Genomic DNA, 20,916 nt, shown 5'->3' on the forward strand with positions numbered 1-20,916 from the left:
GATTTGCAACTTAGGAGTTTTCAGAATGTCGATTCAGGAAAGTATTAAAATTGTTCCTCAGGGTGAGGTTGCTGTTGTTGAGTTTGATCTGGTCGGGGAGAAAGTTAATAAGTTCTCCACGCCCGTGATGATGCGCCTTAAGGAAGTTGTTGAGGAACTGAAGAAGTCCTCATACAAGGCGGTTATTTTTAAATCCAATAAGCCTAAGATTTTTATTGCGGGTGCGGATATCGAAGAAATCAAAAGCATGACCAAGGCTGAGGAATTCGAGGCTGCGGTAAAAGGTGGGCAGGAAGTTATCAGCATGGTGGAAGACCTGCCGATGCCGACGATTGCGGCTGTGAATGGTGCCTGCATGGGTGGTGGTTGTGAGTTCATTTTGGCTTGTGACTATCGTATTGCTTCTGAGGATTCGTCCACGAAGATTGGCTTGCCGGAAATTCAATTGGGCATCTTGCCTGGTTTCGGTGGCTGCGTGCGCATGCCTCGCGTGATTGGTTTGCAGGCGGCATTGGATATCATCCTGGCCGGGAAGTCTGTGAATGCCAAGAAGGCTTTGAAAATCGGCCTGGTTGACAAGATGGTTCACGCCAATTTGCTGGAGTCCTTCTCTTTGAAATGGGCGAAAGAGATTATTGCCGATGGCGGGAAAAAGCGTCGTAAAAAGTACCAGCCCAAGGGAGCTGTGAACAGCATTCTTGAAAGTGCCTTGGGGCGTGGAATTGTCTTTAAAAAAGCCCGTGAAGGTGTTTTGAAGGCAACCAAAGGCCACTACCCAGCGCCACTTCAGGCCTTGGAAGTGATTCAAAAAACTTACGGCATGTCTGATCGTGAAGCGGCTTTGCGTATTGAGCGTGAAGGTTTCTGTAAGTTGGGCGTGACCGATATTTCTAAGAATCTGATCCACGTTTTCTATTTGACCGAGATGGTGAAAAAGCAAAACGGTGTTCCGGGTGTCGATGTGAAACCTCGAGAAGTGAAAGGTTTGGGTGTTTTGGGGGCGGGCACCATGGGGGGCGGTATCGCCTACGTGGCGGCCGACAAGGGCATTCAGGTTCGCATGAAGGACTTAAACACCGATGCTTTGGGGAAAGGTCTTAAACACGCCAGCGATCTTTGGATGAAGCTGGTGAAAAGAAAATCCATCGATAAGTATCAGTTCCAGCAAAAAATGGACATGGTATCAGTGACGACGGATTATTCCGGCTTCAAGAATCTGGATGTGGTGGTGGAAGCCATCGTTGAAGATATGGGTATCAAACAAAAAGTCATCGGTGAGTGTGCCGGTCAAATGCGCCCTGACGCGATCATTGCGACCAACACCAGCTCCTTGTCTGTGACAGAGATGGCCAAAGGTCATCCGCGTCCTGAATACTTCGCCGGGATGCACTTCTTCAATCCGGTGAATAAGATGCCTTTGATTGAAGTCATTCGTGGAGAAAAAACTTCTGATGAAACCATTGCGACAATCTATGAGTTGTCCAAAAAAATGGGCAAAATGCCCGTCGTTGTAAAAGACGGTCCTGGCTTCCTGGTGAATCGTCTGCTTTTGCCATACATGGGGGAAGCGGCGTTCTTGCTTCAGGAAGGCATGAACATCGAATTCGTGGATAAGGCTTATGTGAAAGAATTCGGTATGCCGATGGGTCCGTTTGAATTGATGGACGAAGTGGGTTTGGACGTGTGCTTGAAGGTTCTGAAAATCTTCAAAAAAGCCTTTGGTGAACGCATTGAGCTGGCGCCTTGCATGGAGGCTTTGGGTAATTCCGGTCGCCTGGGTCGCAAGAATGGCAAAGGTTTCTATACATACACTGAAGACGGAAAGCGTGGTGCAGTTGATCAGACTGTTTATGCAGCTCTGGGCCTGGTTCAGCCGACCAATCCTTATGACTCTAAAGAGTGTATCGAGCGTGGTGTGTTTGCCATGGTCAACGAGTGCTCTTTGGCTTTGATCGAGGATCGCATCGTTGAAACACCACATGAAGTGGACCTGGCGATGATCATGGGTACGGGCTTCCCACCATTCCGTGGGGGACTGCTGAAATACGCTGATAGCATCGGAAGTCAATATGTGGCTGATCAGTTGGCAATGTATGCTTCCAGTCGCAAGGCGGCTCGTTTGAAGCCGGCGACACCGCTGACAAACATGGCCAAAGCCAACAGCAAGTTCTATAAATAGATTTTTTAAAAGAAGAGATCTGCGAAGGCCGGGCTCCAACAATGGAGTCCGGTTTTTTTATATGGGCATCTCGTCATACCCACTGCCGCGACCGACATTGAGTTTGAATCGAAACTGAGACTGGTCCCAGTGAGCGTGCAGGGCGATGGGGTGACAGCACACCTCACAGTCGTAAATGAACTCCTGATCTTCGCCGTCCTCGCGATAGATGGTCATCCAGAACTTCTCTCTGCAATAGGGGCAGATGACTTTATATTCCATAAAACCTCCTGAAGTCCTCCCTTTCATTTTCCGACGACGGGTGAGGACTTCAAGCGACTTTGTGTAAATACAAATCTAGACTTCTTTCCCCAAAGCTTGGGTCAGGAATTTGTGACAGAGGAAGAACAAGATCGCAGGAATCAGGCTCAAGCCCGCCAGAAGCAGGAAAAAGTGATCTTTCCCCATCTGTTCGTAGTACATCCCGATGTAGCCTGCGACATAGTTTCCGAAGAACGACGACAGGAACCAGACTCCCATCATCATGGACACGATTTTAGCCGGGGAGACCTTGGTCACCAAGGAAAGCCCAATTGGAGAAATATACAGTTCTGCCATCGTCAGCAGGAAGGTGGAACCGAACAGCCATAACACAGATCCTTGTCCTGTTCCCACCACTTGAGCCGCGATGTACATCACTCCCAAGGCCAGAGCACCAATGGCGCATCCCAGGGCCATCTTGGTGACTGTGGAAGGGGCGTTTTTGTGGCGGGCTTGCCATGCCCAGACACGATCCAGCAGTGGAGCAAAAAGGACGATCACGATCGGATTGAAGGACTGATACCAGGTCGACGGGATTTCCCAGCCGAAGAACACCCAGTCCGTATTTTGGTCGGACCACAATTGCAATGTGTTACCCTGTTGCTCGTAAACTCCCCAGAAGAAGATCGTCACCATGCACAGGAAGGTCAGGGCCCAGGTGCGAGTCCATTCCTCTTTGGTCAGGGGTTCGTGAGATGCGGCCTCTACTTCTTTGATGGAGACTTTGTGTTCTGTCTCAGGCAGGTGCTTTCCACCCAGGTGATAAATGGCCAGAGACAGCAGCATTCCCACCCCGGCAGCGCCAAAGCCCCAGTGCCATCCCACTTTTTGCCCCAAAGTGCCGCAGATCAAAGGGGAAAGAATCGCTCCCAGATTGATCCCCATATAGAAGATCGTGTAGGCGCCATCGCGGCGGGTATCACCTTGGGCATATAAGCCACCAACTTGCGTGGAGATGTTGGGTTTGAAGAAGCCGTTACCCACAATCAGGAACAGCAGGGCTGGGAAAAACAGGCTTTCCACCGCCATCAGGAAGTGGCCAATGGCCATCAGAAAGCCGCCGATATAGACAGAGCGGCGCTGGCCGATGAAGCGGTCGGCGATAATTCCCCCAAAGAAGGGTGTAAAATAAACAAAGCCTGTGTAAAGGCCATAGATCTGCGAGGACAGAGCCTGATGGGATAGTGTGCCGAAGAAGTACTCATGGATGGCTTTGATTGTTTCATACCCCCAAATAGTTTTGCCTTCCTGAGCCTGAATGAAAAGGTATTGAGTCATATAAAGCACTAGAAGAACGCGCATCCCGTAGTATGAGAATCTTTCCCACATTTCTGTGAAAAACAGTGTAAAAAGTCCTCGCGGATGACCGAAGAAGTTCTTTTCAGCAGTGGCGTTCATGATGGGTCCTCGTTGTCTAAGTTATGAACATTGCAAATTTTCTTTTTTTCAGATGCCTTTTGATCTTGGCAAGAGTTTGGCATAAAAGCACTCAAATTGTATGTTCGCGGGAGGGTCCTTCATGACATTTAATAAGCACATCATGGTTGTCAGCGCCTTGATTTCTACTTTGGCGATTTCCGCTTGTACGAAAACCGAAAAAGAGATCATCCGTGAAAAGCAGGCTCCCACGAATGTGATGCAGTCCTTCAGTCAACCGACCGTGCAGGATCTTTGCGATAAAGCCTCTTGCATCAAAATCCAAAAAGACGCTTTGGGGAAGGTCTTTCTTTTGATCGCCTCCGGTATCACTTCAGGCTCGACACCTCAGTGGTATGACCTGAAGCCGCTGGTTGTCAGTTTTGAGAAGTCCGGCAAAAAAATTGCGCTGATTGGTGAAAACTATAACAGCATCTATGAAGAAATCCGCACTGTGAACTTGATCCAGAGCTTTGATGTGATCACGGAAGACGAAAGTTCTGTGACCTTTGATTGGGGGCAAGGATTAAAAACCTTTGTCCTTCAGCGTTCTTATGATGTGGATGCCCCTCGTGGCAATGTGGACCTGACTGAAAGTTCTTTAAGCTCTTTGCCGGTGATTGATTCCTTCGTGACGGGCATCAAGTACGATGAAAAGAACATCGAACTCACCCAGCTTTCCAAGGTGCGCAGCGATGTGATGCGCATGAACTCTGATAAGAGCTTAAATGGGGAAGCACGCGAAGAAACCATCAACATGAATATTCAGATTCGCACCTATGATCTGGGCGACAACTTTAAAAAGAAAGAATACGACAAATCCCGTCGCGTAGGTTTCTTTGTGACGAAGGTGGCAAAACCTGGTTACAGCAAAGAGATGACAAACTTGATCACCAAGTGGGACCTGTCTTCACAAAAGGGCCCCATTGTTGTGCGTATTTCTGATGCCGTTCCTGCTGATTACGAGCAGGCGGTGATTGAAGGGGCGCTGTACTGGAATAAAGTGTTTGGCCGGGATGTGATCCAGGTGGAAACCAAAGTGCCCGCCCATTCCGCACCGAAAGACCGCACGATCATGCTGCGCTGGATCCCTTGGCTGGATTCCGGTGCGGCCTACGCCATCGGTCAATCGGATCCTTTGACCGGCGAGCTTCTGCGCGCTCAGGTCTTTATGCCGTCCGTCTTCACGCGTGTGGGGTCTGCGGATCTGGTGAAGCTGAATGGTGATATTCCCGTGGTTGCGGCAGGGGCCGTGGCCTGTGACCTTTCGCAATCCCTACTGGCTCTCAACAAGCTGGCTCGCGAAGCCAGTGATTCTCAACGTCTGCGTCTGGCCCAAGACAGTGTGCGTTCGACCGTAGCCCACGAACTGGGTCATGCTTTGGGTCTTCGTCATAACTTTGCGGGTTCTTCTTCGGCGAAAGTGTCCACTTCAGAGATCTATGAAGCAGCAAAAACCTATCTGAAGGATCTGGCTCACCAGGGGCTTGAGACCACGACAAGTATCATGGACTATGTCAGTGGCATTGATGATGTCCTGATGTCAGCACGTTTGAAACATGCCCCTTTGGCTTATGATAAGATGGCCATGGATTGGGCTTATGCTGAAGATGATGCGGCTTTGGATGAAAAGATCTCGCGCTATTGTACAGATGACGACATTGCAGTTGCCAATTCTCAAGGATTGCAAATTTACGGGTGTGAACGATTTGATGCCGGGAGCAATCCTTTGCAGCGAAAGTATCTTGATGGCCTTGATGAACGGGATGGTTTGGTGAATGTCCTGTTTGCGTCAATCATGGGACGCCTGCTACCGGGTGATCAGCCTGATGTTGTCAATGATCTGGATGCGGTTTTAAAAGATACGGTGAAATGGTCCAAGGCGAACATAGACATGTCGTTTGTTGCTCAGGCTTTGTTCGACAGCACAAAAAATGGGGCGCCGGCAGCGTCTTTTGCTTCCTTGACGGGAGTAAAAAACGGTCAGGTTATTTACGCGCGCTTTGGCATGGATCAGACCTTCAAGGCGGATCGTCAGCGGTCCTTGCAGGCCGCCGGTGGTTATGCGGCCCTGTTGAACGGTCTTCTGCGCAACGAAGAGGGGCAGATCAATATAGACTGGTTGGATCGCCAGATTGCGGCGCTGAAGAACAGTTCTTATCTGGCCTCTGGTAAGACTCTGGCGGGGCGTGAGTATACTTTGACCCAGGAGCAACAGCGCAAGATCGTGCGCTTTATGGAATCGTTAAAGATGCCTAACGAAAAAGTTCTGCTCAGTGCGGCGGCTGCCATTTTGCCTCGTTTGAATGAGAAAGTGGAAGATGAATCCGGCAAAGAAGTTCTGATGACATCGTTGTTGGCAGAGAATGTTCTGACTGAGTCCGATGTGGAGTCCTTGGCGCAGCTTTATCTGGATCTGGTTTCTGCGACAACGGGGACGGTGTCAGTGCGCGTGGGGGCCGGTTTGGCTCAACAGGTGGTCTTGCCTTATTATTACCTCAACGGAGAAGAAAAAGCGGTCTTTGCCAAACTCTTATCTTCAAAGGGTCTGCGATTTAATATGACTTTGAAGGTGGCTCAGGCCAAGGCGGAGCAAGAAAACAAGATCAATGAGCTTCTGGCGGACATTGATCCATCCTTAAATATAGTCACGGAAGCGGACCCCTCCACGCTGGCTTTGCGCTTGTTGCAGGCGGGCTTGGTGGATTCCGGGGCGGCAGCGTGGTTGAAATCGGAAATCGCAGTGCTGACGGCTTTAAAAGCCGTGCAGTAGTTGAACTGTTTCAATTTGAGATTCATTGAAGGCATGGTTCCATGAACCATGCCTTTGTTGTTTAAAGTTTAGGCGACTGATTCCCAGAAGTGGCCCAGGGGTGTTATTCGTTTCAGCGTGAAACGAAGCTGCGGCGCCATCTCAAATTTAAGCCGGGCACGCCTGGCCCGGCTCTTGCCTTAGTGATAGGCAGGAGGCGATTATGACTAACTCTTTCTTTAAAAACAAAATGCTGGGTGTGCTGCTTTTGGCGGTTCTTTCTCTCAGTGCCTGTGCCAAGAAAGACGGAAGCGCCATCCGAGTAGCAGGTCGCGGAGCAGCCACAGGCGGAGTATCACAAGGTGGTACGACGACTGCGCCTAATGGCTCCTGCAACACCAGCACCGCAGGTAAGATCTTTGACCCTTACGCTGCTTCCACTTTTGAACAGCAAGTGAAAAGCTTTGTTTCCGCGACTTTGGATCCGCAGAATCTGGGTTCCATCAGCGGTAACATCTACGACAAAACAGGAATAGATCTTTTTGCGACCTTCCGCTTCGACAGCACAGGGAACATTGTGGCGGGCAGCTCGAATGTGACAATCAAGATCTTCGATTCTTACGCCAAACAGGTTTACAACGGTCAGGTGATTGAACCTTATGTGGTTCAGTTCAACGCAGCCTCTGAAGGCATGATTGATCGCAATACGCGTCAATTCCAGGTCAAGTTCAGAGACGGTTATGGTGAGATCATTTTCCAAGGTTCTTATGACAACAGCATCGCGCAGGGTACTGTGTACTATCAGAACTATACGGCGGTGAGCGGTTACTCTCCAGCCAGCGGGACTCTGGGTTCCTTCCGCCTGTACTCTTGCTCTTTGATTACGCAATAAGCGGCGCGTCTTGCCTCGCCCCCTGTCGAGTTTAAGATAGGGGGATGCCTCAACGTTTCATTTTCGACTCATCTATACTGGACTCCGTTGTCGGAGGACATTCAGCCATTGATATTCCAAGGCTGAATATTCATTCTCTCGAGGCTGCCAGTTCCTTTTTGTTAAGCTATGGCTTTGATTTGAACCAACAAACCGATGAGGAAAAGCTTTGGTACTACCATCGCCGCGCCCTGGTGTTGATGTTGGAAAAGTTGGGTTTTCAGGAGGCCGAGCTTCCGGAAGTCTTTCGCGACCGTAAACAGCTGGGTGATATTCGCCAACTGTTAATCTATGCCAGCTCTCAGAACCCGGAAGAACAAACCCTGCAACGCTGGGCCTGCGCGATCATTCGCTGCATGCACGTTTTTGTGCACGCTGAAAATGATCTGTTCAGTTCTTTTGCCGAGGAAATTCAGTCCCAGATTCTGACGCCGTTTCAGGATTGTATTCTGCATGACGGCAACACGCATCGCACTTTCCTGAAGAGTCCGGGGGACCACCTGGATCCGATTGAGCTTTTGGGTTTTGAAGTAAAGCCTTTTAAAACCTCTTCCAGTACGGTGATCAAACTTCTGGCCAAGCCGGATGCTTTGGCGATGAAGATCTTTGATAAGCTCGGGGTCCGTTTTGTGACCCGTAATTTGTTTGATACCTTCCAGGTCGTGCGTTTTCTGGTGAAGGAAGATGTGATCAGCTTCCCGCACATCATGCCGGATCAGAGCTCCAACAATCTGTATCCCGTCAGTCTTTTCATGAAGGTTTGTGATGATCTTTCCCATCGATTGGACACTCTGGATGAAAAAAGCATTCAAGAGGCCTTTGATCAGAAACTTCAGGAAGAGGGCGACAACGTGAAGTTCTTGCGCAAAGAAAATTTCTTCTCGGGCGAGGACTACCGTTTTATTAAATTTATTTCCCGCAAACTGATTCATATCAAACCACAGGGTGGCAAAGAGGCCTTTAGCTTCTTCTATCCGTTTGAGGTGCAGATCATGGATCACGCCGCTCACGAGCGCATATTGTCCGGGCCTTCAGAACATCAGGCCTATAAAGAGCGTCAGCGTACGGCGGCCCGTAAACGTCTTTTCCCGGACCCGAGCTGATTATGTTTTTAAAGCTGTTGTCTTATCCTCGTTCATTGATCGGCGTGGTGTTGTTGCCTATTCACACGGTGTTGTGCGCAGGGGCCATGGTGATCGTCAATATCCTGTTTAATAATCGCAAGATTGAAGATCACATTGTGGAGTTCTGGACTCGCAACTGCTGTCGCATGTTTGGTGTGAAAGTGGTTGTGAAAGGCCTAGAAAATCGCCCGGAAGGTGGATTTTTGTACGTCTTTAATCACACCAGTTTTTTTGATATTTTTGCGATGAATGGCTGGTTGGGAAGCTTCCGTTTTGGTGCTAAAATTGAGCTGTTCAAGATTCCTGTTTTTGGTGCCGGGATGAGACGAGCGGGCATCCTGCCTATTGCGCGCAATCGGCGGGACGAGGTCTTTAAAGTTTATCAGGCGGCGGAAGCGCGCATTCGTGCGGGCGAACGCTTTGCTTTGGCACCAGAAGGCACACGCCAAGAGACCGAGACGCTGGGTTCCTTTAAATCGGGTCCGTTTATCTTTGCCATTAACGCGAAAGCCCCCATCGTTCCAGTCATTGTCAAAGGGGCGGCGGCGATTATGCCCAAAGGCTCTTTCCTGCCGAACTGGGGCGTATGGAGTCGCACAATCACTTTGGAGGTTTTGCCTCCCATCAGTCCGGAAGGTTACACTCTGGACCAGCGTCCGCTGTTGCAGGAAAAGGTTCGAAAAGTCATGGAACCGTACTTCGCCGTGGATAATTTCTAAGAGGCCTGGGAAGAACAGGTGTGCGGGGGCGTGGAACTAAGCTCTGCCGAAGAGCTTAGTTGCGAACGACATTCCAGGTGTTGCCTTCCAACGAGCTGCGCAGTTTCACGCGCGCACTTCCGGTATCCACATGAATCTGAATTTGTGAGTTAGGCAAGGACTCAATCTGGGTCAGACGCAGAATCTTGGGGTTGCGGTGATACGCTGACTCAATGGCTTGCGCCAGTTTGTCCCAGCGGATGAAGGGTTCAAAGCTTTTTCCCTGATTGGTGCTTTTGAAGGACCCGACGAACCATACGCCGCTAGGGTGGATGCTGACGGGATAATTTTGCTTTCCAAATTGCGGGATGGCGGTCCAGGTCAGGCCGTCGTCAGTGCGGTAGACGCCTTCTGAAGAAACCAGTCCCCGAACAGAGGTTTTGCTTTCAAAGGCGATGGAATAGATTTCTCTTTTCAAAAGCGTTTCGGTCAGAATGTTGGAGGCAGATTCTTGTTTTACCTCTGGCAAAAGCAGGTCAGTTTTTTTCCACCAGACTTCGCCGTGACCGTCGATGCGACTGACTCCCCAGATATGAGCTTCCGGTTTTTGAATCTCCACACGGGCGCGCAGAGGCGGGCCGTAGGATGCAGAATCCGGGCGCACAACGACTCCACGCACAGGGCTTGTGACGTAGCCCAGGATTTCGCTCATGGGAACGTTTTCACCTTTTTTGGTCAGGATTTTGTTGTTATTGCGAAAGGCCACCGTGATCCAGTTTTTCTTAGGATGGTAAGCTAAAGTGGCAAAATCCGCGCGGTTCACAAAATGGGTGATATCGACATACCCGATGTGATTTTTATAGCGAATGCGCAGGAAACCATCGTTGGTCAGCAGCGGAGTCACTCGTTGCAGACGGGGCAGGGTGGTCAGCACTTTGCTGTCGCTGGAAGGTTGTGCCCGAATGTAGGTGTCGATCAGATTGACATAAACACCGGCATCGTCATGGCGTGAAGTCAGGTGCTGCAATGCCACCCAGCCTTCCGAGTTGGTTTTCTTATCGCGCACTCGCGCCCAGTAGTCATCACACTCCAGAACTTCCAGTGTGTACTTTCCAGGCACCCCTTTGACGATCGAGGCATCACTGCGATTCAGGCTTAGCAGGTTGATCGGGTAGCGCGTGTCGACAAAGCGGGCGACCTGGATGTCGCGCAGAATGCGATCCCCCGTCATGGTGTATTCTTTGTGATCCCAGGCGACCTTGAAAGAAGCGTCCATCTCCGAACGAATCAGGGCTTTTTCCAGAGAGCTTCGACTCACCTGGCCAGAGGGAAAGGCGCTGTTTTTGTTGCGGTAAAAAGAGACGGCCGACGTAGCGTCGGTGGCTAAAGCCGCAAAAGTGCTGGAGGAGGCAAAAATGATCGACAGGGACAGGTTTAAGACTGAACGCATTTCTCTATTGTGAGGGGGCGAAGGACGTCCTCTCAAGACCAGAAGTGAGAACTTTTGACGTCAGGACCAAAGTGAAGTACGAATTCGGGGTTGGTTTTTGTTTTTATAACGCAGAGTGAGGTTTTTATGGAGATTAAATCTATTGGTGTTGTTGGTGCGGGTCAAATGGGTAATGGGATTGCTCAGGTGGCGGCTCAGTTCGGTTTCAATGTCGTGATGATGGATGTCAGTGGGGCGGCTTTGGAAAAAGGCATGGCCACGATCTCTGGCAGCTGTGATCGCCTGATTAAGAAAAACGCCATGACCGAAGCTGATAAAACAACTCTTTTGGGACGTATTAAAACTGTCCAGGAAACTGCTGGCCTAAAGGATTGCGATATCGTGATCGAAGCCGCGACTGAAAACGTCGATTTGAAGCTTAAAATCTTCAAAGATCTGGATGCGATCGTAAAACCAGAAGCGCTGTTGGTGTCTAACACATCCTCCATCTCCATCACAAAAATTGCAGGCGTGACCAAACGTCCAACAAAAGTGGCAGGTATGCACTTTATGAATCCGGTGCCTTTGATGAAGCTGGTGGAAGGCATTCGTGGCTTGCAAACTTCTGATGAAACCTTCAAGACAGTGAAAGCTCTGGCGGAAAAAATGGACAAAGTTTTTGTTGAGTCCGTGAAAGACATGCCAGGCTTTATCGTCAACCGCATCCTGATGCCAATGATCAACGAAGCTGTTTACACACTTCATGAAGGTATTGCTTCTGTTGAGGCGATCGACAACGCGATGAAGTTGGGAACCAATCAGCCAATGGGTCCTTTGACTTTGGCAGACTTTATCGGTTTGGACACTTGTCTTGCGATCATGAACGTGTTGCATGAAGGTCTGGGTGATTCCAAATACCGTCCATGCCCGCTATTGGTGAAATACGTTGAAGCGGGTTGGTTGGGTCGCAAATCAGGTCGTGGCTTCTACGACTATTCTGCGAAGTAATTTTTAGCAAGGACTGATAATGGATTTCTCTTTTAGCACGATTAAACTTGAACAAAAAAGCAACGCTGTCTGGCTTCTGACGATTCATCGCCCGGAAGCTTTGAACGCCTTGAACTCCACGGTTTTGAATGAAATGGGCGAAGCCCTTCGTCAAATCGGTGAGATGGACTATTCCGATGCGCGCGCGCTGATCATCACAGGTAGCGGTGAAAAAGCGTTCGTGGCTGGTGCGGATATCAAAGAAATCAATGCGCTGGATGAAGAAAAAGCGCTGACTTTCGCTGAACGCGGTCAAAGCATTTTCCATGAACTGACGTTGTTGAAAATCCCTGTTATTGCGGCAGTGAATGGCTTTGCCCTGGGGGGCGGCTGTGAACTGGCTTTGGGGTGTGATTTTATCTATGCCTCTGAAAATGCCAAGTTTGGTTTGCCGGAAGTTTCCCTGGGATTGATCCCGGGCTTTGGCGGGACTGTGCGCATGGCTCGTGCCATCGGTCAGCGTCGCGCCCGTGAGCTGACCTATACAGGCGGCATGATCAATGCGGCGGAAGCTCAAGCCTTGGGTCTGGTGAATAAAGTTGTTCCACAGGCAGAGTTGATGAACACCGTGATGAAAACGGTCGAAGCGATTTTGTCAAAGGCGCCGATTGCCGTGGGTTCTGCGAAGTTCTCTATCAATCAGGCCTGGGACATGGACGTGGAAGAGGCGCAAAAGAACGAAGCAAGAATCTTTGCTGAGCTCTTCTCTTCTGAAGATGTGAAAGAAGGCACAAGCGCCTTCATTGAGAAACGTAAAGCTGAATTTAAAGGTCGATAAGACACATGGCATACACACCGAAGAATCCGATCCGTATCGTAACTGCCGCCGCTTTGTTTGACGGCCACGACGCTAGTATCAACATCATGCGCAGAATCCTTCAGGACATGGGCGCGGAGGTCATTCACCTGGGGCACAATCGCTCAGTGAGTGACGTCGTCAAGGCTGTTCTGCAGGAAGGCGCTCAGGGCGTCTGCATCAGCTCCTATCAAGGGGGCCACATGGAGTACTTCAAGTACATGAAGGACCTTCTGGATGAAGCCGGGGCTGGTTATGTTCGTATTTACGGCGGTGGCGGCGGTGTGATCGTCCATGACGAAAAAAAAGAGCTTGAGGCTTACGGCATTGCTCAAATCTTCCACCCGGACGACGGACGTCGTTTGGGTCTGGAAGGCATGATCCAGATGATCGTGGAAGGTTGTGACTTCGACATTCTGGCAAAACAAAAAGAATTTAAAACCAAAAAGAATATCTTCAAAGGCGACTCCATTCCTTCTGTGGAATTGGGTGTGGCTTTGACGGCGATCGAAAATGGTCACAAGGATTCTTCCTTGAGTAATTTCGGTCTGGAGTCTTTTAAAGCCAAAGACCGCCAGCCGCTGGTTTTGGGGATCACCGGAACGGGTGGGGCGGGGAAGTCCTCTTTGATTGATGAAATGGTTCAGCGTTATCTGAACGCTTATCCAGACAAGAAGATTGCCGTGGTGTGCGTGGATCCGTCCAAGCGCAAAACGGGCGGTTCCTTGTTGGGCGACCGTATTCGTATGAACTCTTTGTCCCGCAACCACGTTTACATGCGCTCTGTGGCTTCCCGTGGTTCGGGACGTGAAATTGCCTCCTCTTTGCCGGATATCTTGAAGTTCATCCGTCAGTTGGATTTTGATTTTATCATCGCGGAAACCTCCGGTATCGGTCAGGGCAATATGGCGATTACGGAAGTCAGCGACATGTCTATGTATGTGATGACGTCGGACTTCGGTGCGCAGTCTCAGCTTGAAAAAATCGACATGATTGACTTTGCTGACCTGGTGGCGGTGAACAAGGCCGACCGTCGTGGGGCTTTGGATGCTCTTCGTGATGTGACGAAACAATACAAACGCTCGCGAAAAATCTTTGATGAAAAAGTTCAGGTGCCGGTGTTCCTGACTCAGGCGTCTCAGTTCAATGATGGCGGCGTGAACAAGTTGTTCTTTAAACTGGCTGATATCTTAAATGAAAAACAACCCGGTCAGTGGGTGATCGACAGCAAGTACAAGGAAAACATCCTGTCTGCGGAAGAACATGTGATTATTCCGGCAGATCGCCAGAACTATCTGGCGGAAATCACCTCCACAATTCACAAATACAAAAAACGCACGGAAATTTTGGCCGAAAAAGCGTCCCAATTGGGCGGCTTGCAAAAAGTGGCTCCTCTTTTGGGGACAGACCCAGAGACGGTGAAAAAGGTCGAGGCAGAGTTGTCAGCCGAGTTCACACAGGAAGAAATCGATCAGCTTAAAAACTATGAAGGTCTGATCGAAACCTATTCCGGCGACGAACTGGTGTTCAAAGTTCGCGACAAAGAAATTCGTCAGCCCTTGGTGCGCGAATCCTTGTCGGGAACAAAAATCCGTCGTGTGGTGGTGCCTAAGTTTAAAGACTGGGGCGATCGTTTCCGTTATTTGAAACTGGAAAACGTTCCTGGTGAGTTCCCGTACACGGCAGGTGTGTTCCAGCTGAAGCGTGCCGACGAAGATCCCAAGCGTATGTTTGCCGGGGAAGGCACGCCGGAAAGAACCAATCGTCGTTTCCATTACCTGACCAAAGGTGAAACAGCTCATCGTCTTTCCACGGCCTTTGACTCTGTGACGTTGTACGGTCAAGATCCTGATCAGCGTCCGGATATCTTCGGTAAAGTGGGAGAGTCCGGTGTCAGCATCTGTACATTGGATGACATGAAAAAGCTTTATGCAGGCTTTGATCTGATCAATCCAAATACCTCTGTGAGCATGACCATCAATGGTCCTGCTCCGATGATTCTGGCCTTCTATTTCAACACCGCGATTGATCAGCAGGTGGAAAAGAAAGAAAAAGAACTGGGTCGCAAACTTTCTCAGGAAGAATGGAATGATCTGGCGACATGGACGCTGCAACAGGTGCGCGGTACAGTTCAGGCTGACATCTTGAAGGAAGACCAGGGTCAGAACACTTGCATCTTCTCTATCAACTTTGCCCTGAAGATGATGGGTGATATCCAGGAATACTTTGTAAAAAGTAAAATCCGTAACTTCTACTCTGTCAGTATTTCGGGCTACCATATTGCCGAGGCCGGTGCGAATCCGATCTCTCAGTTGGCCTTTACACTTTCCAATGGTTTCACCTTTGTTGAATACTATTTGGCGCGTGGCTTGAAAGTGGACGACTTTGCTCCGAATCTTTCGTTCTTCTTCAGTAATGGTCTGGATCCGGAGTATTCTGTTCTGGGACGTGTGGCCCGCCGTATTTGGGCCGTGGCGATGCGTGATCTTTATAAGGGCAATGATCGCTCTCAGAAGTTAAAATACCACATCCAGACTTCCGGGCGTTCTTTGCATGCTCAGGAAATTGACTTTAACGATATCAGAACAACACTGCAGGCTTTGATTGCTCTTTATGACAATTGCAACAGCTTGCATACCAATGCTTACGATGAGGCGATCACCACGCCGACGGAAGAATCCGTTCGTCGTGCGATGGCGATTCAGTTGATCATCAACCGCGAGTTCGGCATGACGATGAATGAAAACCCAATGCAGGGTTCTTTCTTCATTGATGAGCTGACCGACTTGGTTGAAGAAGCGGTCTTGAATGAATTCAAGAAGATCAACGAGCGTGGCGGCGTTTTGGGCGCGATGGAAACTCAGTACCAGCGTTCTAAAATCCAGGAAGAGTCTTTGTACTATGAAAGACTGAAGCATGACGGCACTTTGCCGATCATCGGTGTGAACACGTTCATCGATCCAAAAACGATGGCAGCAGACTATGTGCCACCGAAGATTGAACTGGCACGTGCTTCTTACGAAGAAAAGAACGCCCAGTTGGACAATGTTCACAAGTTCCAGAACAGCCATGCTACCGAAGGCGAAAAAGAACTGCAGAACCTCAAGAACACAGTCTTGAATGGGGGCAACATCTTCGCGGCATTGATGACAGCGGCAAGACATTGCAGTTTGTATCAAATGACCCAGGCGTTGTATGAAGTGGGCGGCCAATACCGCCGCAACCTCTAGTAAAAGGTGCCTGGTTGTTTTTTCTGGCAATAGTGCATTAGGTGTTTTGAGGAGAGATGGGGAGTCTGATGGTGAGTCGGGCTCCCTTTGTTTTTATGCTTCTTGGGGAGACTTTGGGGAGGGTTTCCCGCTGCGAGGAGAAGTCTCATAGTAGTGTTTCAAAAATAAAAACGGCCCCGCTCCTATAGGTGGAGGAACGGGGCCGTAACCTTCAGGACCGTTAGAAGGTTTTATTCACGATAAATTGAACTTTCTGACCACCCAGGTATTGGGCACTGTCACGACGAACCACAAGGTCCATGTACAGTTTTGTGGAAGACGACGGGTTCAGATTGATCGCTTTGAGGGCGATCCCCAGCTCGTCACCCGCCAAAGTGATGGCTTCACGAGTGAAGTTTTTCTCTCCCAACCATTCAATCTTGCCATTCGACAGTTTTTTCCAAACAACAAGTTTGTACTGGGACTGAACTTCTTCCATCGCTGGAGTCTGATCGCGGATGATCACCACACGCTCAGCCCCGGTGCCTTCAATATGCAGGATCTGCACCTGAGACGCATTCTTCAGGTTCTGTATTTCGTCCTGGTCCAGGTCTTTCTTTTCATAGACGGCCGTTTGCTCAAAGCTCAAGGCGCCGGAAGCCACGTTGACACCATGGCGTTCTACACGCAGCAGGATGCTGTATTGACCTTCACGAGCCAGGCCCGGAGTCGCAATTGTCACGATCTTGGCAGTCGTGTTTTCCGCACGCTGTTCAAAGACCACGGCCTGGCTTTGTTGATCACGAATGACTACTGTATAAACAGTAGTCATTCGCGCAGAACCGATTGTTTCTTTGAAAGTAATCTGGCCTTGCCCCTTATTGAACTGAAGCTTCAGGCCAGAAACAGTTGCGGTGCCTGCGTTGGCATCATTCCACTTCGGAGTTGTTTTCATCACGAAGACTTTCTCCCGGCCTTCTTGTCTGGATTCAGCCACAACATAAGTGAAGATCTCAGACTGTACAGTCACTTGAACTTCCGGTTTGGCTTCTGTGCCATTCAGAACAAGTTTGATTTTCTCAGACTCATCAGCCAGCAAAGCTGCCTCTTGCGGGAAGATCACAGACACTGGTTGAGTGTACTGATGATCGAACACCTCACGATATTTAGTGACGCAGCAACGTGTTTCTTCACGGTACTTTGTGACTGTGCGAGTGCGGGCCTCAGAGCGATACTTGGTCACTGTGCGAGTTCTGGTTTCCTGACGGTATTTGGTCACGGCGCGTGTGCGCAGTTCTTGTCTATAGTGGGTTTCTTCGCGGTAGCGGGTTACAGGACGAGTTTTGCGAACACGTTCGTGGCTGCATTCGCGGTCGGTGTAGGGAACCTGGCGGCAGCTTGGAACATCACGGCAGACGCGAGGCCCTTCGGTGCACTCGTTGCGCGTTTTGCAGATGCGTTCACCGCGAGCATTGGTGCCACATTCGGTGATGGGTTGGCAGGTGCGGCCACCGGGTTCGCAAAGACGTTCGTTGGAACATTCCTGACGATACTTGGTGACGTTGCGACATTGATATTCCGTATCCCAGTATTCTTCATAGTCGGTGTAGGACACGCGTTCCGTGTAAGGAACGTTTTCGTAGTAGGTTTCGGTGGTTTGGTAAGGAACATCAACTGTGTAGGTTTCTTGGGCTTGATAGGGAACATCGACGTAGTAAGTTTCTTCAGCCTGATAAGGAACTTGCTCGGTGTAGTTGGCCTGATAGGGCTCTTGTTTGTACACGTTGGCAGAAAGTTCGCCTCTGATAATGTTTCCGGATTGAGTGGTACGGGTCAGTACGGTTTGCTTGGTTTCCTGCGGAGCCGCAGACGCCGAAGCTCCGATCATCAGAGTCACAATGGCTCCGATTAGTGGTTTGAGTGTCATGAATCCCCCTTCATTTTCGACGAAGAGGGTATTTGCAAGCACCACGCCAAGACAAAAGGTGACTGCCGGGCACACCTCCGCAGAAGGGCCCACCCGGTTTTTCTGGCTACAATGCATCAGTAGGAGTGTTCGAAAAAAAAGAGCCCACAGTTTGAGGGCTGTGGGCTTTTTATTGAGTATATATAGTACTGCTGCGCTGTAGCCAGAAAAAACAACCAGGCACCTTTTCCTAGAGTTGGGCGATGATTTTTTCGGCTATGCGGACTCCGTCGCAGGCGGCGGAAGTGATTCCTCCGGCGTAGCCGGCACCTTCACCTGCGGGGTACAGTCCTTTGTGGGAAACACTTTCCAGAGTTTCATCGTCGCGGGTGACACGAACCGGGCAGCTTGTGCGGGACTCGACGCCATAGACTTGCGCATCCTCTACCAAGAAGCCCTTCATGCTGCTTTGGAATTTTTCAAAACCTTCGCGCAGACGATCGCGCATGTTTTTAGGAAGAAGTTCGTCCAGGCGGACATTCAAGGCTCCCGACGGGGATGAACCCGCACGCAAAGGACGTGGGCCAGTCTTGCTGTTGGTTCCATACAGGAAGTCCAAAAGATTCTGTGCAGGAAGTTCGCGTGTGCCTCCGGCCTTCACAACCGCCTGATAAGCGCGGGTTTCCAGCTCGCGACGCATTTTCATGCCACCAAAGACGTCGTCGCCGAAATTTTTGTCGTGATCAATACTGACCACAATCGCGGCATTGGCAAAAGGCGAGTTGCGGTTGTAATTGCTCATTCCATTGCAGACGATCCCATCAGCTTCGGTGCCTGAAGACAGAACATAACCGCCCGGGCACATGCAGAAAGAGTAAACCCCAATGCCAGACTTGTTGTCGTGATGGGCCAGCTTATAATTGGCAGCACCCAGTTTCGGGTGTTCTGAAAACTGACGATATTGAATCTTATTGATCGCCGCCTGAGAATGCTCCACACGAAGACCCATGGCAAATGACTTGCCATCAAGTTTGACGCCGATGTCGCGCAAGTGATTGATCATATCTTCGGCCGAGTGCCCCGTGGCCATAACCACATGAGGTGAGCGGAATTCAGTTCCGTGCTCTGTGCGCACACCCACGACCTGCTTTCCTTCCAGCAAGACTTCAGTGACCTGAGTGTTAAAATGAATTTCGCAACCATTGGCGCGCAGGAACTCGCGCAGTTTTGGGATCACACGACGAATTCGGTCAGAACCGACGTGAGGATTTGACAGCCATTGAATTTCTTCAGGAGCCCCGAACTGAACCAAACGGTTCATGACATAAGGAATATGCGGGGACTTGATACGGGTGATCAATTTTCCATCAGAATAAAGTCCTGCGCCACCTTCACCGAAGCAGACGTTGTTGCGTGGATCCAGCTTGCCGTAGCGCCAGTACTGGTTAATACCTTTGATGCGCTCGCCACTGTCAGAACCTCGCTCAAACAACACACAAGGCACGCCACGTTCCACAAAGCGCAAAGCTGCAAATAAACCCGCCGGGCCGGTTCCCACAATCAAAGGTTTTTCCTTGGGATTTTCAATGCGCTCCATTTTAAATTCGGGCAAAGACAGGGTTTCACCTTTTTCCGCCACTTCAATCGTATAAACAAAGTGCGGAGAGTGAGAGCGGCGCGCATCGACGCTTTGGCGCAGAATTCGATAGGGGCCGTGCTCAGGCATCAGCCACTGGAGCTTTTCATCAAGGTCTTGATCAATAGGAATTTCGAGATTCTGGAAAATCTTGGACATGCTGCTTTGGACTCCGGGTCCCTGTTAAGGACCAAAAGGGGGTGTGTTTTGAGAACTATCATACTTGAAAGTCCTTTTGGTGACAAAGGGGTCTGTCTTAGATATAAAGATTTCTATGTCAGCAATTACAAGAATTCTTCCAAAACGTCGCCTCAGCCGCTGGATCGGTTATTTCATGCACTGGCAGGGGCCTTCTTTGTGGGCTCGCCTGTCCATCCGCGGCTTTGCGTGGATGTACAACATCGACCTGAACGAGGCGGAAAAGCCTTATAACGAATATCCTTCCATTGGGGAGTTCTTTGTCCGTCGTTTGAAGGCGGGCATCCGACCTGTGGGGTCTTCCTGGGCGGTTCACCCGGCCGACAGTAAAATCACCCAAGCGGCGCCTATTGATGATGCCACTCTGATTCAGGCAAAAGGGCTTACCTACAAACTCAGTGAGTTCACGCAAGATCCGGACTGCTCAAAAAAATGGGCCGGTGGCTTCTTTATGACCTACTATCTTTGCCCGACAGACTATCACCGCGTGCATTCCCCGGTGGATGGGCAAATCACCGATGTTCGCTATATGCCAGGCGAGCTATGGCCGGTGAACGAGTGGAGCACCACCAATGTGCCGAACTTGTTCTCTGTGAACGAACGTGTTCTGGTCGAGATTCAAACGGATCTGGGGCCGGTGGGTGTTGTCTTTGTGGGGGCCACCAACGTGGGGCACATCGTTTTGAGTTTTGATGAGACCATCCGTGGCAATCAAAAAGGCCCGCACATCTTCCAGCATAAACAGTATTCTCCGGAAATTCCGGTTCATAAAGGCTCGGAACTGGGCATGTTCCGCATGGGATCCACGGTGGTGATGTTGTATCCACCGGCGTTCCGTCAGAAGTATGAAAAGAATCTGAATCTGGGGCCGGCCGTTCGCGTGAACGCCAGCCTGATTTCATAAGAAACTAAGCCGGGTAGGAACACTCTGTCAGGGGTGTTTCTGCCACAGTGACTTTCGTCAAAGTTGGCAGCACCAAACGGGCTTTGTCATAAAGCCATTTTGCCAAGAGTTCGGACGTGGGATTTTCAAGGCCTGGAACTTCGTTCAAAACGCGATGGTCAATCTGCTCTAAAAGAGGCTTCATCGCGGCCTGGATGTCATTGTAATCAATCACCCAGCCAATTTGCGGGTCTAAATCGCCCACCAATGTCAGGATCAGCTTAAAGCTATGTCCATGCATGCGAGAACACGGATGACTTGCCGGAAGGTGAGGCAGGAATCGGGCGGATTCAATTTGAAAATGCTGCTTGAGTTCGAATTTCATGCTACTACTATAGTCATTCCGAGGTGA

General features: G+C 50.0%; 15 protein-coding genes. 9 read left to right on the forward strand and 6 right to left on the reverse strand.

Going from position 1 to position 20,916, the window contains the following annotated elements; all coding sequences use genetic code 11:
* The first annotated feature begins 25 nt into the window (after positions 1-25).
* Entirely contained in the window at positions 26-2,179 is a 2,154-nt protein-coding gene (locus tag ACZ5ZZ_RS07900; RefSeq protein WP_464142162.1) for a 3-hydroxyacyl-CoA dehydrogenase NAD-binding domain-containing protein, read from the forward strand.
* 57 nt (positions 2,180-2,236) lie between these two features.
* On the opposite strand, the gene ACZ5ZZ_RS07905 is transcribed toward ACZ5ZZ_RS07900, so the two are convergent.
* Both ACZ5ZZ_RS07905 and ACZ5ZZ_RS07910 read right to left on the reverse strand, forming a co-directional pair.
* Positions 2,237-2,440, reverse strand: coding sequence for a CPXCG motif-containing cysteine-rich protein (locus tag ACZ5ZZ_RS07905; protein ID WP_464134943.1), 204 nt, complete (start codon positions 2,438-2,440; stop codon positions 2,237-2,239).
* Positions 2,441-2,515: 75 nt separating this feature from the next.
* Positions 2,516-3,877, reverse strand: a complete 1,362-nt coding sequence (locus ACZ5ZZ_RS07910) for a peptide MFS transporter (RefSeq protein WP_464142164.1) — start codon at positions 3,875-3,877, stop codon at positions 2,516-2,518.
* A 121-nt stretch (positions 3,878-3,998) separates the two neighbouring features.
* Here ACZ5ZZ_RS07910 and ACZ5ZZ_RS07915 point away from each other — a divergent pair, with 121 nt between their 5' ends.
* The 4 genes from ACZ5ZZ_RS07915 to ACZ5ZZ_RS07930 all read left to right on the forward strand — a co-directional run bounded on the left by ACZ5ZZ_RS07915 (position 3,999) and on the right by ACZ5ZZ_RS07930 (position 9,421).
* A complete protein-coding gene (locus ACZ5ZZ_RS07915; RefSeq protein ID WP_464142166.1) occupies positions 3,999-6,668 on the forward strand; it encodes a zinc-dependent metalloprotease in 2,670 nt (889 codons plus the stop codon).
* Between the two features lie 202 nt (positions 6,669-6,870).
* Entirely contained in the window at positions 6,871-7,539 is a 669-nt protein-coding gene (locus ACZ5ZZ_RS07920) for a hypothetical protein (RefSeq protein WP_464121039.1), read from the forward strand.
* A gap of 44 nt (positions 7,540-7,583) precedes the next feature.
* Positions 7,584-8,681 (forward strand): TIGR04552 family protein, encoded by a 1,098-nt coding sequence (locus tag ACZ5ZZ_RS07925; RefSeq protein WP_464121040.1) that lies wholly within the window; start codon positions 7,584-7,586, stop codon positions 8,679-8,681.
* Positions 8,682-8,683: 2 nt separating this feature from the next.
* Complete coding sequence (locus ACZ5ZZ_RS07930; RefSeq protein ID WP_464121041.1) at positions 8,684-9,421, forward strand: lysophospholipid acyltransferase family protein; 738 nt, start codon at positions 8,684-8,686, stop codon at positions 9,419-9,421.
* A gap of 55 nt (positions 9,422-9,476) precedes the next feature.
* Here ACZ5ZZ_RS07930 and ACZ5ZZ_RS07935 read toward each other — a convergent pair whose 3' ends face one another.
* Positions 9,477-10,850, reverse strand: a complete 1,374-nt coding sequence (locus tag ACZ5ZZ_RS07935) for an SH3 domain-containing protein (protein WP_464142168.1) — start codon at positions 10,848-10,850, stop codon at positions 9,477-9,479.
* Positions 10,851-10,976: 126 nt separating this feature from the next.
* On the opposite strand from ACZ5ZZ_RS07935, the gene ACZ5ZZ_RS07940 reads away from it, so the two are divergent.
* The 3 genes from ACZ5ZZ_RS07940 to icmF are packed head-to-tail and all read left to right on the forward strand — an operon-like array spanning position 10,977 to position 15,902.
* Positions 10,977-11,837 (forward strand): 3-hydroxybutyryl-CoA dehydrogenase, encoded by an 861-nt coding sequence (locus ACZ5ZZ_RS07940; protein WP_464134949.1) that lies wholly within the window; start codon positions 10,977-10,979, stop codon positions 11,835-11,837.
* Between the two features lie 19 nt (positions 11,838-11,856).
* Complete coding sequence (locus tag ACZ5ZZ_RS07945) at positions 11,857-12,654, forward strand: enoyl-CoA hydratase/isomerase family protein (protein WP_464134950.1); 798 nt, start codon at positions 11,857-11,859, stop codon at positions 12,652-12,654.
* Positions 12,655-12,659: 5 nt separating this feature from the next.
* The gene (gene icmF, locus ACZ5ZZ_RS07950; RefSeq protein WP_464134952.1) at positions 12,660-15,902 is read left to right on the forward strand and encodes a fused isobutyryl-CoA mutase/GTPase IcmF; all 3,243 of its coding nucleotides are present in this window, start codon (positions 12,660-12,662) and stop codon (positions 15,900-15,902) included.
* A 220-nt stretch (positions 15,903-16,122) separates the two neighbouring features.
* Here icmF and ACZ5ZZ_RS07955 read toward each other — a convergent pair whose 3' ends face one another.
* Both ACZ5ZZ_RS07955 and ACZ5ZZ_RS07960 read right to left on the reverse strand, forming a co-directional pair.
* On the reverse strand, positions 16,123-17,808 hold the full coding sequence (locus tag ACZ5ZZ_RS07955; RefSeq protein ID WP_464142170.1) for a hypothetical protein: 1,686 nt from the start codon (positions 17,806-17,808) through the stop codon (positions 16,123-16,125).
* Between the two features lie 229 nt (positions 17,809-18,037).
* On the reverse strand, positions 18,038-19,582 hold the full coding sequence (locus ACZ5ZZ_RS07960; protein WP_464121047.1) for an NAD(P)/FAD-dependent oxidoreductase: 1,545 nt from the start codon (positions 19,580-19,582) through the stop codon (positions 18,038-18,040).
* Positions 19,583-19,697: 115 nt separating this feature from the next.
* Here ACZ5ZZ_RS07960 and asd point away from each other — a divergent pair, with 115 nt between their 5' ends.
* Positions 19,698-20,525, forward strand: a complete 828-nt coding sequence (gene asd / locus ACZ5ZZ_RS07965) for an archaetidylserine decarboxylase (RefSeq protein WP_464142172.1) — start codon at positions 19,698-19,700, stop codon at positions 20,523-20,525.
* Positions 20,526-20,529: 4 nt separating this feature from the next.
* On the opposite strand, the gene queD is transcribed toward asd, so the two are convergent.
* On the reverse strand, positions 20,530-20,889 hold the full coding sequence (queD, locus tag ACZ5ZZ_RS07970; protein WP_464134956.1) for a 6-carboxytetrahydropterin synthase QueD: 360 nt from the start codon (positions 20,887-20,889) through the stop codon (positions 20,530-20,532).
* Positions 20,890-20,916: the final 27 nt, after the last annotated feature.

This window comes from Bdellovibrio sp. HM001 (assembly GCF_055397275.1).

Bases quoted from the DNA above. Each gene is read 5' to 3' on its own strand.
- ACZ5ZZ_RS07900 (WP_464142162.1), top strand. From the start codon at position 26: ATGTCGATTCAGGAAAGTATTAAAATTGTTCCTCAGGGTGAGGTTGCT.
- ACZ5ZZ_RS07905 (WP_464134943.1), bottom strand. From the start codon at position 2,440: ATGGAATATAAAGTCATCTGCCCCTATTGCAGAGAGAAGTTCTGGATG.
- ACZ5ZZ_RS07910 (WP_464142164.1), bottom strand. From the start codon at position 3,877: ATGAACGCCACTGCTGAAAAGAACTTCTTCGGTCATCCGCGAGGACTT.
- ACZ5ZZ_RS07915 (WP_464142166.1), top strand. From the start codon at position 3,999: ATGACATTTAATAAGCACATCATGGTTGTCAGCGCCTTGATTTCTACT.
- ACZ5ZZ_RS07920 (WP_464121039.1), top strand. From the start codon at position 6,871: ATGACTAACTCTTTCTTTAAAAACAAAATGCTGGGTGTGCTGCTTTTG.
- ACZ5ZZ_RS07925 (WP_464121040.1), top strand. From the start codon at position 7,584: ATGCCTCAACGTTTCATTTTCGACTCATCTATACTGGACTCCGTTGTC.
- ACZ5ZZ_RS07930 (WP_464121041.1), top strand. From the start codon at position 8,684: ATGTTTTTAAAGCTGTTGTCTTATCCTCGTTCATTGATCGGCGTGGTG.
- ACZ5ZZ_RS07935 (WP_464142168.1), bottom strand. From the start codon at position 10,850: ATGCGTTCAGTCTTAAACCTGTCCCTGTCGATCATTTTTGCCTCCTCC.
- ACZ5ZZ_RS07940 (WP_464134949.1), top strand. From the start codon at position 10,977: ATGGAGATTAAATCTATTGGTGTTGTTGGTGCGGGTCAAATGGGTAAT.
- ACZ5ZZ_RS07945 (WP_464134950.1), top strand. From the start codon at position 11,857: ATGGATTTCTCTTTTAGCACGATTAAACTTGAACAAAAAAGCAACGCT.
- icmF (WP_464134952.1), top strand. From the start codon at position 12,660: ATGGCATACACACCGAAGAATCCGATCCGTATCGTAACTGCCGCCGCT.
- ACZ5ZZ_RS07955 (WP_464142170.1), bottom strand. From the start codon at position 17,808: ATGACACTCAAACCACTAATCGGAGCCATTGTGACTCTGATGATCGGA.
- ACZ5ZZ_RS07960 (WP_464121047.1), bottom strand. From the start codon at position 19,582: ATGTCCAAGATTTTCCAGAATCTCGAAATTCCTATTGATCAAGACCTT.
- asd (WP_464142172.1), top strand. From the start codon at position 19,698: ATGTCAGCAATTACAAGAATTCTTCCAAAACGTCGCCTCAGCCGCTGG.
- queD (WP_464134956.1), bottom strand. From the start codon at position 20,889: ATGAAATTCGAACTCAAGCAGCATTTTCAAATTGAATCCGCCCGATTC.